The following is a 15,158-nucleotide window of genomic DNA, read 5'->3' as shown; positions in this document are numbered from 1 at the left end:
TGTACACTGCGTTGACCACCGGATTGCCGAGTCCGTCGGCGCCCACCAGTCCCCCGATCACCACCATCGACAGCGACAGCATGATGCACTGGGTGATGCCGGCCGCGATGCTCGGCATGGCGTGGGGCAGTTCGATCCGTGACAGCAGTTGGCGACGCGAGCAGCCAAGGCCTTGCCGGCGTCCATCAGTTCTTGCGGGACATCGCGGATGCCCAGGTAGGTCAGGCGGATCGGCGCGGCGATGGCGAACACCACGGTGGAGATCAGGCCCGGCACCACACCCAGCCCGAAGAGGGTCAGGGTAGGAATGAGGTAAACGAAGGTCGGTACGGTCTGCATCAGATCGAGCACCGGACGCATTAAAGTGTAGAACATCGGCTTGTGCGCCGCGACGATGCCCAGCGGCACGCCGATGACTACGCAGACCAGGGTCGCGAACATGACCTGGGCGAGGGTTTCCATGGTTTCCTGCCAGTACCCCAGGTTGAGGATCAGCAGGAAGGAGGCGACCACGAACGCGGTCAGGCCCCATTTGCGCTGGATGTAGTGGGCCAGCAGGGCGATCAGGCCGATCAGCGCCAGCGGGTTGAACCAGGTCAGCGCAAACGTCACGCCGTGGATCATCGTTTCCAGGGTCGCGGCGATGGCGTCGAAGGTGCTGGCGCCGTGTTGCGTCAGCCATTCGACGAAGCCTGCGATGTACTGGCCTAAAGGGATTTTCTGATCAATCAGCATGGTAGTGAACGTCCGCATGCAAGGAAAATAACAGCCCGGGCGGGCGAACCCGCCCGGCGTAAGCGATTACTGATTCAGCTTGGCTTTCACGGCCTCCAGGCCAGGTTTACCGTCAGTGGTGGTCACGCCAGCGAGCCAGGTATCGAGCACCTGTGGATTCTTTTTCAGCCAGGCCTTGGCGGCCGCTTCAGGCTTCATCTTGTCGTCCAGGATGTTGCCCATCAGTTCGCTTTCCATGTCGACGGTGAACTCCAGGTTCTTCAGCAACTGGCCGACGTTGCTGCACTCTTCGGCATAACCCTTGCGGGTGTTGGTCGCCACGGTGGCGGCGCCGAAGTCGGGGCCGAAGAACTCATCCCCGCCGGTCAGGTATTGAATCTTGAAGCGCTTGTTCATCGGGTGCGGCGCCCAGCCGAGGAACACCACGGCGGTGTCGCGCTTCTGCGCGCGGTCGACCTGGGACAGCATGCCGGCCTCGCTGGACTCGACCACCTTGAAGCCGGCGTCCTTCAGGCCGAAGGCGTTCTTGTCGATCATGCTCTGGATCAGGCGGTTGCCGTCGTTGCCCGGCTCGATGCCGTAGATCTTGCCGTCCAGTTCCTTCTTGAACTTGGCGATGTCGGCGAAATCGTGCAGGCCCTTGTCGTACAGGGCCTGGGGCACGGCGAGGGTGTACTTGGCGCCCTTGAGGTTGGTGCGCACCGTCTCGACGGTGCCGGCGTCGCGGTAGGCCTTGATGTCGTTTTCCATGGTCGGCATCCAGTTGCCCAGGAACACGTCCATGTTCTTGCCGTCGGCCAGGGACTTGTAGGTCACCGGCACGGAGATCATGGTGGTCTTGGTCTTGTAGCCGAGGGCGTTGAGCACGACGCTGGTGGTCGCGGTCGTCGCGGTGATGTCGGTCCAGCCGACATCGGAGAAGTTTACGGTGCTGCATTGCGCCGGCTCGGCGGCCTGAGCCAGCAGCGGCAGACTCAGCATGGCGGCCAACAACAACGACGGGGAACCTTTCATGAATGGACTCCTTGGTGTTTTTTTTGGCAGTGTTCCGATTGGACCACCGCACTTATGGATTGCGGTTGGGTGGCGTTCTGAAGACAGCTCTACCGCGGCGCCTTTCAATCGAGTCACAACGATCATGTACCAGTGAAAATCTGACGCCTACAGGGTGCGTCGTATCCAGTACAGGGATGGTCGCATCCAGTGTCGGTGACGTCGTTTACAGCTTTTTTCGGCCCTTTCGGCGTGTCTGAACCGCAGAAAAACGGCGCAGGAACGGGCGTAAGGCGGCACGGCGTTGGTGGACATGAGTGCGTCGGTGCCAGACGCCGGGCGCGCCGGGAAAAGCCTGATGATGCGGGCATCCCGGCGGAACGCAGCTTGAGCGTAGCAGCTCCGCCAGCGGGCGTTTTGCGCCCCCGAACGGCATCCTTGAGGAGCTTCGCAGCAATGGCTATCAGCGTTTTCGACCTGTTCAAGATCGGCATCGGCCCGTCCAGTTCCCACACCGTCGGCCCGATGCGCGCCGCCGCCCTGTTCGTCGGGTCGCTGCGCGACAGGCACCTGTTGGAGCAGGTGCGTCGCGTCGAGGTGCAGCTGTACGGCTCGCTGTCGGCCACCGGCGTCGGTCACGGCAGCGACAACGCGGTGATCATGGGGCTGATGGGCGAATGGCCGGACGCGATCGACCCTTCGCAGATCGGCCCGCGGATCCAGGCCCTGCGCGAAACCCACACGCTGTTGCTCGACGGTCGCCTGTCGGTGCCTTTTATATGGGCACGGGACATGCGCCTGATCGACGAGAACCTGCCGTTCCACCCCAACGCCATGACCCTGGTCGCCGAAGGCGATCACGGCGAGCTGCACCGCGACACCTACTATTCGGTCGGCGGCGGGTTTGTGGTGGACGAGGCGCAGGCCTCCAGCGGCGTGGTGGACCTGGACCAGACCGTATTGCCCTACGACTTCTCCAGCGCGGTGGAACTGCTGGAGCTGTGCAAGCAACACAACCTGCGGGTGGCCGAGCTGATGATGGCCAACGAGAAGGTCTGGCGCAGCGAAGAGGAGATCCGCGCCGGCCTGATGAAGCTCTGGCGGGCCATGCAGGATTGCGTCGAGCATGGTCTCAAGCACGAAGGCATCCTGCCCGGCGGCCTCAATGTGCGCCGGCGCGCGGCCAAGCTGCACCGCAGCCTGCAGGAGCTGAACAAGCCCAACGTGATCGGCTCGACCCTCAGCGCCATGGAGTGGGTCAACCTCTATGCGCTGGCGGTCAACGAAGAGAACGCCGCCGGCGGGCGCATGGTGACGGCGCCGACCAACGGCGCAGCGGGGATCATTCCGGCGGTGCTGCACTACTTCATGAAGTTCAGCGAAGCGGTGACCGACGCCAACGTCGTCGACTACTTCCTCGGGGCGGCGGCGGTGGGCATCCTCTGCAAGAAGAACGCGTCGATCTCCGGTGCCGAAGTCGGTTGCCAGGGCGAGGTCGGCTCGGCCTGCGCGATGGCGGCGGCGGGCCTGGCCGAGGTGCTGGGCGCAACGCCGGAGCAGCTGTGCAACGCGGCGGAGATCGGCCTGGAACACAACCTGGGCCTGACGTGCGACCCGGTGGGCGGGCTGGTGCAGGTGCCGTGCATCGAGCGCAACGCGATCGCGGCGGTGAAGGCGATCAACGCGGCGCAGATGGCGTTGCGGGGCGACGGGCAGCATTTCATTTCCCTGGACCGGGTGATCCGCACCATGCGCGACACCGGTGCGGACATGCACGACAAATACAAGGAGACCTCGCGGGGCGGACTGGCGGTCAGCGCGGTCGAGTGCTGAGACCGCGTTGCCCCCATCGCTGGCAAGCCAGCTCCCACAGTGATTTGGGTGAACGCAGGATTTGTGAACACCCCAAAGGCCTGTGGTGGGCAGGTCGGCTCCGACAGTTATTCGGGTGAGCACAGTATTTGTGAACACCCCAAAGGCCTGTGATGGGCAGACAGGCCAGCTTCCACAGTGAATCGGGAGTGCACAGGATTTGTGAACGACCGAAAAACCTGTGGGAGCTGGCTTGCCAGCGATAGCGCCAGACCAGTCAAAACTGCGCGCCCAGTGAGCACCGGCCACAAAACGCGCCACCTTTTGGCGCGTCGCAATCAGACAAGAACCATTCCCACCCGGACGGCGCCGTGCGCGACCGCGACCGTCCGTCCCCCGTGCCCTGGGTGACACTGCGCCGCAGCGGCCCCCAGGCCAGTTCCCACAAGTGCTACCGATCTGCTCACACCTCGCGGGGCAGCGCTTTCGCCGCCGCTGACGGCACTTCACATGACCTTTCGTCAGGCGTCTTGAATAGACGCTCCGCGACGTCGTTTTCAGGAGTTATTGAACGCGCATTCAATTTCAGGCACGGCAATTGCTCTGTCATAACAAAGCCCCGTCTCGCGCAAGAGAACGATGGCAATAACAAGAGCCTCCGCCTGAGGCCATCACCCGCTTTGTGTGAGGAGATACCGCGATGACGTCGTTCAACTCCGGGGCTCAACCCCAGAACCGTGCGCCTCAATCCATCGGCTTCCTGCTGCTGGACAATTTCACGCTGATTTCCCTGGCTTCCGCAGTCGAACCGCTGCGCATGGCCAACCAGTTGTCCGGTCGCGAGCTGTACCGCTGGACCACCCTCACCGTAGACGGCGGCCAGGTCTGGGCCAGCGACGGCCTGCAGATCACCCCCGACGCCTCCATGCACAAAGCCCCGCCGATGGACACCGTGATCGTCTGCGGCGGCATCGGCATCCAGCGCACCGTGACCCGTGAGCACGTCTCCTGGCTGCAGGGCCAGGCGCGCCAGTCGCGCCGTCTCGGCGCCGTGTGCACCGGCAGCTGGGCCCTGGCCTGCGCCGGCCTGCTCGACGGCTTCGACTGCAGCGTGCACTGGGAATGCCTGGCGGCGATGCAGGAAGCCTTCCCGCGCGTGGCCATGAGCACCCGCCTGTTCACCCTCGACCGCAACCGTTTCACCAGTTCCGGCGGCACCGCGCCGCTGGACATGATGCTGCACCTGATCAGCCGCGACCACGGCCGCGAACTGTCCGCCGCGATCTCGGAAATGTTCGTCTACGAGCGCATCCGCAACGAACAGGACCACCAGCGTGTGCCGCTCAAGCACATGCTCGGCACCAACCAGCCGAAGCTGCAGGAAATCGTCGCGCTGATGGAAGCCAACCTGGAGGAGCCGATCGACCTCGACGAGCTGGCGGTGTACGTCTCGGTGTCCCGGCGTCAGCTGGAGCGCCTGTTCCAGAAGTACCTGCACTGTTCGCCGTCGCGCTACTACCTCAAGCTGCGCCTGATCCGCGCCCGGCAACTGCTCAAGCAGACGCCGATGTCGATCATCGAGGTGGCGTCGGTCTGCGGCTTCGTGTCCACGCCGCACTTCTCCAAGTGCTACCGCGAGTATTTCGGCATTCCGCCGCGCGACGAGCGCGTAGGCTCCAACACCGCCCAGCAGGTGGCGATGCTGCCGCTGCCGCAGGCCATCGTGATGTCGCCGCTGTCGGGGCCGATGTCGGCGCTGAGCCAGGCGCGCAACGAGTCGACCTTTGCCAGCGTGAGGCTCTGATCAGAGCGGGCGCCTGAAGTACACGACGCGCTCGGTTTCCTCGAAGCCGAGCGCCTTGTGCGTCGCCTGGCTGACCAGGTTGTCGAGGCCGGTGTCGGAAGCCATTTCCGCGCAGCCGTTTTCCCGTCCCCATTGCGCCACCTGCTCGATCAACCGGGCGGCCACACCGTGGCGGCGCTGCTGCGGCACCACGTAGATGCCTTCCAGGAACACCACCGGCGAGCTGTCGGTGCCGTTGACGTAGTCGTTGCGCAATGAGGCCTCGGCGAGGCCGACCGGTTGCTCCTGCGCGTCATAGGCGACGAAGTTGATGTAGCGCTGCGGCGCCTTCAATTGCTGCTCGATGTCGTCGCGGTGTTCGTGTTCCGACGCATCGGGCCAGAGCGCCTGGCGCAAGGGCAGCCATCCCGGTTGGCGGCTGGATCGGCAGGTCTGGATATGGAACATCGGCGCTCGCCTGTGGTGGCCATTGAGGCCACCACTCTAGCAAAGCGCGGGGTGTCAGGCGCTGCGGGTCTGCTGGTATTGCGCCAGGGCGGGCAGCAGCTGCTTGTCGAAGGCCTCGCGCACGGCGGGCAGGATGGTCGCGCTGCTGGTGTACATCTGCTTGACCATGGTGCGCAGGGTGTTGGCCCGCACGTCGTCCAGGCCGCGCACGGCGTACTCGCAGGCCTGTTCGGCCGTGGCGCCGTAAGGCACCTCGAATCCCAATGCCTTGAGCTGGCCCAGCAGGTCTTCCTGATCAATCAAATCGGCATGCATCATGGGGCGGATCCTTCTTTGGCAACGGAGGTCGTGGCTCGATTCTGGTAGGCCTGCCGAAGCGCGGCAAGGGTGTTTTGTCGCGGTGTCCACATTGGCTATGAGCATGTCGTTTTCGGCTAACTTGCCGGCCGAGGGAGTGGGCACACTGATCCCAGCTCGCTTCACGAAGGTTTGGTCACCCTCGCACGGCAGCTCCTCAACAGTACCCTCGCCCCGATCCTGTCACGGCTTGCATCGGGGCTTTTTTTTGCCTGCCGGCTGGTAAGTCCGCGGTGGTTTCATCGCCAGCAGGCTGGCTCCCACAGGGATATGCATTGCCCTTGTGGGAGCCAGCCTGCTGGCGATGAACGAAGACGCGGTCTCAGCGCTGAAGCACCAAGATCCGCGACAGCAACTCGTCCCGGTCGATGTAGCAGCCCTGGAAATGCCGCGCCCCGGTGGCCGGGTCGAACGCGTTGCGCGCATGCAGGGTGCGGCGGTTGTCGAAGCACCACAGCTCGCCTGGATTGAGCCGCCGCATCACCCGAAAGCGTGGTTCGCGGGTCATGGCGATGAAGCGCCGGTAGGCCCGGTACAGCAGCGGCATCTGCTCCACCGACGTGTCGAACGCCCCGCGCAGGAAGTTGGCCATGCGGATCTCGGCCACATGGCCCAAGGCGTCCAGCGCAATGATCGGCGCGAGGCGGCGGTAGTCGCTGTGGCGGTCCTTGTTGCGGAATTCCACGGGGATGTCGCACAGGGCCTGGAACGACGGAGGATCCTCCTGGCGCAGCGCCTCGGCGATGGCGAACCCGTCGACGAAAATGCTCTCGCCGCCCTCCGCGTCGTTCACCAGGCAATGCAGGAACTGCAGCCCCGGCTGCAGCTCGCGGGTCGGCAGATCCGTGTGCAGCGGCAAGTTGAAGGCGGTGTAGGCGTTGCTGTCGGCGTCGGCCTTGGACTGCACGTTGAACAGCACACCGAAATTGCTCTCGCGGATGAACGAAATGCGCTGGGCGACCGCCTTCAGCGAGCCGGGTTCGGTGGGCACGCCGCGCACCTGGGTCAGGCCGATGTCGCGCACCGCCAGCAGCCAGTGCAGCAGCGCGTCGTTGTCGTCCATCAGGGCCGCGTAGTCGAACACCGGCAGTTGCAGCTCGTTGCGCCACAGAAAGGGTTTAGGCCAGGCGGCGAGGCGTTCGGCGCGGGATTCGTCGTCGTAGGCGTGGGCCCGCAGCCAGCCGGGGTCGAAGCGGCTGAGGTGGCCGTCCTGCCAGTCGATGAGCAGGCGGCCGTCGCTGTCGATGCGGGCGGCGGCGGGTTCCAGCGAGGGCGAGGCGTCGACGATCTCGAACACCTGCTCGCGGGTGACGCTGTACACGCACTGCGGGCACGGGCAGTTGTCCCGCAGCCAGGCGTGGTGGAACGGGCTGACCCGCCCGTCGGCCCATTCGGTCAGGACACGGTCCGCCAGACGCTGCACGCCGTTCAGCGCGCTGATCAACGGATAGGTACGGAAATCGGCTACGGCGGCAACGGTGTTCATGGCGGCTCCTTGCGATGGACGGGTTTACCGGGCGGGGGGCAGGGCGATGACCCGGCCGATGTACTCCGGCGCGGGCAGGTCGGCCTGTTCCGCGACGAGGGCTTGCAGGCGCTCCAGGGTCGGCGGGCTGAACGGCGCCGAACGGGGGCCGGCGAGGTCGACGTGAAGCAGCATCTGTTCGTTGCCGGCCAGGGCCTTGTCGCCGCCGGCCAGGTGCAGGCTGTGGTAGAGGTGCAGGCGCTTCTGGTCGTGGCCGATGATCTGCGTGCGCACCTCGACCTCGGCGTCGAGCTTCACTTCGTGCAGGTAATTCAGGTGCAGTTCGAGGGTGAACAGCGATTGGCCGCTGGCTTCGCGGTTGCCGCTGTCCATGCCGAGGCGATCCATCAGGGCGTCGGTGGCGTAGCTGAAGATCAGCAGGTAGAAGGCGTCGCGCAGGTGGCCGTTGTAGTCGACCCACTCGGGGAGGATGCGGGTCTGGTAGGTGGTGAGGGCGGGCATGAGGAAACTCCACATTCGGTTTGTGACGGGCGCCTGTGTGGCGAGGGAGCTTGCTCCCGCTGGACTGCGGAGCAGGCCCGAGGCCAGGTTCCGCGACCGCTTCGCGGCCCGGCGGGAGCAAGCTCCCTCGCCACAGGGGACTTATTCGCTGAAGTTCATGCCGTGCTTTTGCTTGGTGGCCTTGACCGCCTCCAGCACCGCCAGCAGGCAATCGTCACGGTAGCGCTCCAGCGCCGAAATGCTGTGCCGGCCCAGTTGGTCGCTGGTGCCGTCCACCACGTCGTCGATCAGCTTGTCGGTCAGCTCCGGCGCCGGCAGGTAGGTCCACGGCAGCTTCAGCGCCGGGCCGAACTGCGACATGAAGTGACGCATGCCCGCATCGCCGCCTGCCAGGGTGTACGTCAGGAAGGTGCCCATGAACGACCAGCGCAGGCCCGCGCCGAAGCGGATCGCATCGTCGATCTCGCCGGTGGTCGCCACGCCGTCGTTGACCAGGTGCAGCGCCTCGCGCCACAGCGCTTCGAGCAGGCGGTCGGCGATGAAGCCCGGCACTTCCTTGCGCACGTGCAGCGGACGCATGCCGAGGGACTCGTAGACCTGCATTGCCGCCTGAACGGCTTCGGGCGCGGTGTTCTTGCCGCCGACCACCTCCACCAGCGGCAGCAGGTAGACCGGGTTGAACGGGTGACCGACCACGCAGCGTTCCGGATGGGTCGAGCTCTCGTAGAACTCGCTGGGCAGCAGGCCCGAGGTGCTGGAGCCGATCAGTGCGTTCGGCTTGGCCGCCGCGCTGATCTTGCTGTGCAGCTCCAGTTTCAGCTCCAGGCGCTCAGGGGCGCTTTCCTGGATGAAATCGGCGTCGCGCACGCATTCCTCGATGGTGGCGACGAAGCGCAGGCGGTCTTGCGAGGCGCCGGGCGCCAGGCCGTTCTTCTCCAGCGCGCCCCAGGCGTTGGCCACGCGCTTGCGCAAGGCCGCTTCGGCGCCGGGCGCCGGATCCCAGGCCACGACGTCGAGGCCGTGGGCGAGGGCGCGGGCCACCCAGCCGCTGCCGATGACACCGCTGCCCAGGGCAGCGAAGGTTTTGATGTCGGTGATAAAGCTCATGCTGATGTCCTGAAGTGGGCTCGAAAAAAGCTGTGGGAGCGAGCCGGCCCGCGAAAGCGTCGGGTCGATTGACGAAGAGGCCACTGCGTACCGGCCTCATCGCAGGCAAGCCCGCTCCCACAGGGGGAAAGGGGTGGGTCAGCCGCGCCGGGCCAGGCCCATTTTCTGGCGGCCCTCGGCCGGGGTCAGCACGCGGGCGCCGAGGCGGCTGAGGATTTCGGTGGCGCGTTCGACCAGTTGGCCGTTGGTCGCCAGCACGCCCTTGTCCAGCCACAGGTTGTCCTCAAGGCCGACCCGCACGTTGCCGCCCAGCAGCACCGCCTGCGCGGCCATCGGCATCTGCATGCGGCCGATGCCGAAGCCGGCCCACACCGCGTCGGCCGGCAGGTTGTCGACCATGGCCTTCATGGTGGTGGTGTCCGCCGGGGCGCCCCACGGGATGCCCAGGCACAGCTGGAACAGCGGGTTGTCGAGCAGGCCTTCCTTGATCATCTGCTTGGCGAACCACAGGTGGCCGGTGTCGAAGATCTCAAGCTCGGCCTTCACGCCCAGCTCGGTGATGCGCTTGGCGCCGGCCCGCAGCTGCGCCGGGGTGGAGACGTAAATCGTGTCGCCGTCGCCGAAGTTCAGGGTGCCGCAGTCCAGGGTGCAGATTTCCGGAAGCAGCTCTTCGACGTGGGCCAGGCGGGTCAGCGGGCCGACCAGGTCGGTGTTCGGGCCGAACTCCATCGGCCGCTCGCCCGGGCCGATCTCCAGGTCGCCGCCCATGCCGGCGGTGAGGTTGACGATGATGTCGACGTCGGCCTCGCGGATGCGCTCCATCACTTCGCGGTACAGCGCCACGTCACGGCTGAACTTGCCGGTCTGCGGGTCGCGGACGTGGCAGTGCACGACCGTGGCGCCGGCCTTGGCCGCTTCCACGGCGGCTGCGGCGATCTGTTTCGGGGTGACCGGCACGTGGGGGCTCTTGGCGGTCGTGTCGCCAGCACCGGTGAGTGCGCAGGTGATGATGACGTCGTGGTTCATGGTGCGGTTTCCTTCAGGCGTGAGGGGTCTGTCCGCAGCCCGCGGCGGGCTGCGGAACGGTTGGTCCGTTGCGGTCTATTTGCTGGTGAGCTGCAGGTTCTCGGCGGCCGGCTTGCCGTCGAAGGTCGTGACGCCTTCCAGCCAGCGCTGCTTGTCCTGCGGGTGATCCTTGAGCCACTGCTTCGCCGACTCGAAGGCGTCCTTGTGGTCGAGCAGCGGCTGCATCATGCGGCTCTCGTCTTCGGCGCTGAACGTCAGGTTGCTCAGCAGGCGGCTGACGTTCGGGCACTGTTCGGCGTATTTCGGCGCGGTGACGGTCCAGACGGTGGCCATGCCTTCGTTCGGGCCGAGGGCGTCGTCGCTGCCGGTCAGGTAGGTCATCTGCACGTTGACGTTCATCGGGTGCGGCGCCCAGCCGAAGAACACCACGGCCTCCTTGCGGCGCACGGCACGGTCCACGGCGGCGAGCATGCCGGCCTCGCTGGACTCCACCAGCTGGAACTTGCCCAGGCCGAACTGGTTCTTGGCGATCATCGCCTTGATCTGGGTGTTGGCGCCGGAGCCCGGTTCGATGCCGTAGATCTTGCCGCCCAGCTCTTTCTCGAACTTGGCGATGTCGGCGAAGGTCTTCAGGCCCTTGTCGGCGAGGTAGGTCGGCACGGCGAGGGTGGCGCGGGCGTCCTTCAGGCTCGGGGCTTCGAGGACCTTGACCTGGTTGGCGTCGACGAACGGGGTGATGGTCTGGGTCATCAGCGGGTTCCAGTAGCCGAGGAACAGGTCCAGGCGCTGGTCGCGGATCCCGGCGAAGACGATCTGCTGGGACGCGCTGGTCTGCTTGGTGCTGTAGCCGAGGCCGTCGAGCAGCACCTGGGCCATGGCGCTGGTGGCGATCACGTCGGTCCAGTTGACCACGCCCATGCGCACGTTCTGGCACGCGGCGGGCTCGGCCGCCATGACGCCGGTGCTCAACAAAGCGGTGGCGCTGAGTGAAAGCACGCAGCGGCTGATCAGTCGTTTCATGTCGGGTTCCTCGGCAGGTCGTTATTGTGGGGCCCGGTGTCTGTTGCGCCGGTGATGCCAAAACTACGCAGCAACGCGCCGGCGAAAACGCACTGCGGCGACCGACTCTTGCACTGCAGCGACCTGTCCTCTTGAATGCCGCCGACAACTGGCGTATCAACGTTGCACGCTACCCGCCCACCGAGTGCGCGCCATGTCCCAGGATTTCTACTTTCTGTTGATGCCGGGTTTTTCGGCCATCGGGTTCATCTCCGCGATAGAGCCGCTGCGGGTGGCCAACCGCTTCCGCGGCGAGCTGTACCGCTGGCACGTGCTGAGCGCCGACGGCGGGGCGGTGCTGGCGAGCAACGGCATGTCGGTGAACGCCGACGCGGCGCTGGAGCCGCTGAAGAAAGGCGCGACGCTGCTGGTGGTGGCCGGGTTCGAGCCGCTGAAGTTCGCCACCCCCGCGCTGGAGCACTGGCTGCGGCGCCTGGACAACGAAGGCGTGACCCTGGGCGCCATCGACACCGGCAGCTTCGTCCTGGCCGAGGCCGGCCTGCTCGACGGCCACCGCCTGACCCTGCACTGGGAGGCCATCGATGCCTTCCGGGAGTCCTATCCGCAGCTGAGCGTCACCCAGGAGCTGTTCGAGATCGACCGCCGCCGCATCACCTCGGCCGGCGGCACCGCGTCCATCGACCTGATGCTCGACCTGATCGCCCAGGCCCACGGCCCGCAACTGGCGATCCAGGTCAGCGAGCAATTTGTGCTGGGAAGGATTCGTCCGCGCAAAGACCACCAGCGCATGGAAGTCGCCACGCGCTACGGCATCAGCAACAAGAAGCTGGTGCATGTGATCGGCGAAATGGAGCAGCACAGCGAACCGCCGCTGACCACCCTGGAGCTGGCGGAATCGATCAAGGTGACCCGACGGCAGCTGGAGCGCCTGTTTCGGCTGCACCTGAACGACACGCCGAGCAATTTCTACCTGCGGCTGAGGCTGGAGAAGGCCCGGCAACTGCTGCGCCAGACCGACATGAGCGTGCTGGAGGTCAGCATCGCCTGCGGGTTTGAATCACCGTCGTATTTCACCCGCAGCTACCGGGCACGGTTTGCCCGCTGCCCGAGGGAAGACCGGCGCACCGCCCAGGCCTGAGCGGCCGCACGCAAGACCCTGTGGCACCGCCAAAACTGTGGGAGCCAGCCTGCTGGCGATGGCGGCGGATCAGGCAACAAGGCGGTGCCTGACAGTCACCCATCGCCAGCAGGCTGGCTCCCACAATTGACCGGCGGTGGCCGGGAAGGAAAGGTCACTTCTTCAGCAGCGCCGCGCACGCCGTCCTGTACGCCTCGTGCTGATACTTGTTCAGCGTCCCCGGCAGCTCGACGTTGTGCTTCTTGGCCTGGGCGTTGACGGTCTGCGGCGAGAGCAGCGTCACCTCGCAGCCGTCCAGCAACTGGAACACCCCCTCGATCTTGAACGTGGTCGGCCCGCCGGCGAATTCGCCCTTCTTGCTGCGCTTCTTGATCGCGATCCGGTCGATGGCGTTTTCCCGCACGAACGACGCCACCTGCGCGGCGAACAGCCGGACGTTGGCGGTCTCGTCGTCATCGTCGAGGGCGATTTTCTTGGTGCCCAGCGCAACATGGTGAAGGCTCGCCCCGTCGAGGGACGCCACGGCGATGATCGCTTCGCTGCCTTTGATTTCGATGCCGCAGATGTTCATGTGAATCCTTTGATTGGCCTGAGGCGTGCAGCTTACAGCTCCAGCTGAGCGGCGGTGATGCCGAATGCCGCCGCGATCTTCTCGCGGGTGGCCTTGCGCGGCTTCGCGACCGCTTCCTGCTGGGCGAATGCCGGTTGCGTGATGCCTATGCGCCTGGCCACTTCTTCCTGCGTAAGGTTGAGGTGTTCGCGCCAGGCGCGGACAGGTGTGGCCCCGTCAACCATTCGACTGACCACCTCATGGGGTATCAGGTCGGGCTGGATGCTCTGTGCGATGTATTGCGCGTAGGGGATGACCACGAAGGCAGGCTTGCCGTCGGCGTCGTTGATGATTTGGATGTCAGTAGGTGCGTTCATCGCGTTTCTTAACCTCTTGGATGCTGACCACTCTGATCTCGCCATCCCAGTCGAACATGACCCGATAGCTACCGACACGCAGCCGGTAAGCGTAGTCATGGCCAGCCAGTGCCTTGACATTACCGACGTTGGGCATGTCGGCGAGTGCCGTGACCGCATCACGCACTTGGATCTGATGAAGGGAATGCAATTTCAAGAGTTGCTTAACGGCCTTTCGAGTCCAGTGAATGCTGTTCATGGGAAGAATATAAGTCTTTTATAAGATTTGCGAATCTTTGCTTATGTTCTTCAGATGGCCAATAAACAACATTTGACGGCGTGTGTCAGACCACACCAAAACACTGTGGGAGCCAGGAGGCTGGCCCTTCATCGATCGGTATCACTCCTGCCCGATCGACTCCAGAAACTCCGACCGCTCGTCGCTCATCCGCGCCACGCAGTCGTTCTGCGCGATCTTGAACGCCTTGCTGCCTTCGGTGGCCGGGAAGGCCTCGACGGCGCAGTCGGCGTCGCGGGTCTTGAGCCATTGCTGCTGGGCGGCCTTGAGTTTGGCGGTGATGTCGGCCAGTTGCCCGGCGTTCTTGCCGTAGGCGGTCTGCATGCGCTCGTTCAGGCTCTTGTAGTTGTCCTTGAGCAGGTCTTCGGCGGTGGTGCGGCTGTAGGTGGAGCATTCCAGGGTCTGGACGTCGTTTTCCACCGCGTCGCACGGGTTGCTGTCGGACTCTTCGGCGGCGTGTGCGCCGGTCGCAATCAGGGCCAGGGCCAGGAAGATCGATTTCATTGGGGTCGCCGCTCTAATCCAGTGGTGTGTGCGAGATGCGCAAGATTCTGGCTCAAGCTCGCGGGCTTGAACAGGTGGCCGGTCGGGCCGGTCGGCGACCCTTTGTCGCGGATTGACGCTTTCGGTGATTCCCCTGTCGTTTTTGCACCGGAACGACCCGGGCCCTAGGCATATGCTGGCCCCAAAGCGCCGGCAGACGATTCGGCGCAGGAATCGCCAATAAGGGGACAGCCTGATGAGCCCAGCCGAACTACACGCCGACAGCATCGTTATCGACGGTCTGATCATTGCCAAATGGAACCGCGAGCTGTTCGAAGACATGCGCAAGGGCGGTCTGACGGCGGCCAACTGCACCGTGTCGGTGTGGGAGGGCTTTCAGGCCACGGTCAACAACATCGCCGCCAGCCAGAAGCTGATCCGCGAGAACAGCGACCTGGTGATGCCGGTGCGCACCACCGCCGACATCCGCAAGGCCAAGGAGCTGGGCAAGACCGGCATCCTCTTCGGCTTCCAGAACGCCCACGCCTATGAAGACCAGATCGGCTACGTCGAGGTGTTCAAGCAGCTGGGCGTGGGCATCGTGCAGATGTGCTACAACACCCAGAACCTGGTGGGCACCGGTTGCTACGAGCGCGACGGCGGCCTGTCGGGCTTCGGCCGCGAGATCGTCGCCGAGATGAACCGCGCCGGGGTGATGTGCGACCTGTCCCACGTCGGCTCCAAGACCAGCGAGGAAGTCATCCTCGAATCGAAGAAGCCGGTCTGCTATTCCCACTGCCTGCCGTCGGGGCTCAAGGAGCACCCGCGCAACAAGTCCGATGCGGAACTGAAGTTCATCGCCGACCACGGCGGCTTCGTCGGCGTGACCATGTTCGCGCCGTTCCTGGCCAAGGGCATCGATTCGACCATCGACGACTACGCCGAAGCCATCGAATACACCATGAACATCGTCGGCGAAGACGCCATCGGCATCGGCACCGACTTCACCCAGGTACTCGAAGAAGTCCTGGCCGTGGCCCTGGGT

At 64.9% G+C, this 15,158-nt stretch carries 16 protein-coding genes and 1 pseudogene; 4 read left to right on the top strand and 13 right to left on the bottom strand.

Annotated features, from left to right (window positions below):
- Both choW and ACIP0B_RS25535 read right to left on the bottom strand, forming a co-directional pair.
- A pseudogene (choW, locus tag ACIP0B_RS25540) lies at window positions 1-735 on the bottom strand (choline ABC transporter permease subunit); the annotation flags it as partial.
- A 66-nt stretch (window positions 736-801) separates the two neighbouring features.
- Complete coding sequence (locus ACIP0B_RS25535) at window positions 802-1,749, bottom strand: choline ABC transporter substrate-binding protein (protein ID WP_400837272.1); 948 nt, start codon at window positions 1,747-1,749, stop codon at window positions 802-804.
- A gap of 435 nt (window positions 1,750-2,184) precedes the next feature.
- On the opposite strand from ACIP0B_RS25535, the gene ACIP0B_RS25530 reads away from it, so the two are divergent.
- Together ACIP0B_RS25530 and ACIP0B_RS25525 are read left to right on the top strand one after the other, a co-directional pair.
- Complete coding sequence (locus tag ACIP0B_RS25530; protein ID WP_400837269.1) at window positions 2,185-3,561, top strand: L-serine ammonia-lyase; 1,377 nt, start codon at window positions 2,185-2,187, stop codon at window positions 3,559-3,561.
- Window positions 3,562-4,240: 679 nt separating this feature from the next.
- Entirely contained in the window at window positions 4,241-5,344 is a 1,104-nt protein-coding gene (locus ACIP0B_RS25525) for a GlxA family transcriptional regulator (RefSeq protein WP_400837266.1), read from the top strand.
- On the opposite strand, the gene aac(6') is transcribed toward ACIP0B_RS25525, so the two are convergent.
- The 7 genes from aac(6') to ACIP0B_RS25490 all read right to left on the bottom strand — a co-directional run bounded on the left by aac(6') (window position 5,345) and on the right by ACIP0B_RS25490 (window position 11,288).
- A complete protein-coding gene (aac(6'), locus tag ACIP0B_RS25520; protein ID WP_400837263.1) occupies window positions 5,345-5,791 on the bottom strand; it encodes an aminoglycoside 6'-N-acetyltransferase in 447 nt (148 codons plus the stop codon).
- A gap of 54 nt (window positions 5,792-5,845) precedes the next feature.
- Entirely contained in the window at window positions 5,846-6,109 is a 264-nt protein-coding gene (locus ACIP0B_RS25515; RefSeq protein WP_217894691.1) for a hypothetical protein, read from the bottom strand.
- 361 nt (window positions 6,110-6,470) lie between these two features.
- Window positions 6,471-7,634 (bottom strand): gamma-butyrobetaine dioxygenase, encoded by a 1,164-nt coding sequence (locus tag ACIP0B_RS25510; RefSeq protein ID WP_400837259.1) that lies wholly within the window; start codon window positions 7,632-7,634, stop codon window positions 6,471-6,473.
- A 24-nt stretch (window positions 7,635-7,658) separates the two neighbouring features.
- Window positions 7,659-8,135, bottom strand: coding sequence for a thioesterase family protein (locus tag ACIP0B_RS25505; protein ID WP_400837257.1), 477 nt, complete (start codon window positions 8,133-8,135; stop codon window positions 7,659-7,661).
- Between the two features lie 141 nt (window positions 8,136-8,276).
- Window positions 8,277-9,242, bottom strand: coding sequence for an L-carnitine dehydrogenase (locus ACIP0B_RS25500; protein WP_400837255.1), 966 nt, complete (start codon window positions 9,240-9,242; stop codon window positions 8,277-8,279).
- Between the two features lie 138 nt (window positions 9,243-9,380).
- On the bottom strand, window positions 9,381-10,268 hold the full coding sequence (locus ACIP0B_RS25495; protein WP_400837252.1) for a 3-keto-5-aminohexanoate cleavage protein: 888 nt from the start codon (window positions 10,266-10,268) through the stop codon (window positions 9,381-9,383).
- A 75-nt stretch (window positions 10,269-10,343) separates the two neighbouring features.
- Window positions 10,344-11,288 (bottom strand): choline ABC transporter substrate-binding protein, encoded by a 945-nt coding sequence (locus ACIP0B_RS25490; RefSeq protein WP_400837249.1) that lies wholly within the window; start codon window positions 11,286-11,288, stop codon window positions 10,344-10,346.
- 193 nt (window positions 11,289-11,481) lie between these two features.
- On the opposite strand from ACIP0B_RS25490, the gene ACIP0B_RS25485 reads away from it, so the two are divergent.
- The gene (locus ACIP0B_RS25485) at window positions 11,482-12,426 is read left to right on the top strand and encodes a GlxA family transcriptional regulator (RefSeq protein ID WP_217894696.1); all 945 of its coding nucleotides are present in this window, start codon (window positions 11,482-11,484) and stop codon (window positions 12,424-12,426) included.
- Between the two features lie 154 nt (window positions 12,427-12,580).
- Here the strand turns inward: ACIP0B_RS25485 and ACIP0B_RS25480 are convergent, their stop codons facing one another.
- The 4 genes from ACIP0B_RS25480 to ACIP0B_RS25465 form a co-directional block, all read right to left on the bottom strand.
- Complete coding sequence (locus ACIP0B_RS25480) at window positions 12,581-12,997, bottom strand: DUF3010 family protein (protein ID WP_400837244.1); 417 nt, start codon at window positions 12,995-12,997, stop codon at window positions 12,581-12,583.
- A 32-nt stretch (window positions 12,998-13,029) separates the two neighbouring features.
- Window positions 13,030-13,353 (bottom strand): helix-turn-helix domain-containing protein, encoded by a 324-nt coding sequence (locus ACIP0B_RS25475; protein ID WP_400837241.1) that lies wholly within the window; start codon window positions 13,351-13,353, stop codon window positions 13,030-13,032.
- On the bottom strand, window positions 13,337-13,591 hold the full coding sequence (locus ACIP0B_RS25470) for a type II toxin-antitoxin system RelE/ParE family toxin (protein ID WP_400837238.1): 255 nt from the start codon (window positions 13,589-13,591) through the stop codon (window positions 13,337-13,339). The genes ACIP0B_RS25475 and ACIP0B_RS25470 overlap by 17 nt, the downstream gene beginning before the upstream one ends.
- Before the next feature lie 141 nt (window positions 13,592-13,732).
- Window positions 13,733-14,134, bottom strand: coding sequence for a lysozyme inhibitor LprI family protein (locus ACIP0B_RS25465; RefSeq protein ID WP_400837235.1), 402 nt, complete (start codon window positions 14,132-14,134; stop codon window positions 13,733-13,735).
- A gap of 235 nt (window positions 14,135-14,369) precedes the next feature.
- Between ACIP0B_RS25465 and ACIP0B_RS25460 the strand changes: the two genes are divergently transcribed.
- The coding region (locus tag ACIP0B_RS25460; protein ID WP_400837232.1) for a dipeptidase at window positions 14,370-15,158 on the top strand (789 nt) is incomplete at its 3' end.

Origin of the sequence: Pseudomonas sp. NPDC089534 (assembly GCF_044749305.1) — a bacterium.
Taxonomy (GTDB): domain Bacteria; phylum Pseudomonadota; class Gammaproteobacteria; order Pseudomonadales; family Pseudomonadaceae; genus Aquipseudomonas; species Aquipseudomonas ekonensis.
This window is presented reverse-complemented; position numbering and strand designations above follow the sequence as displayed.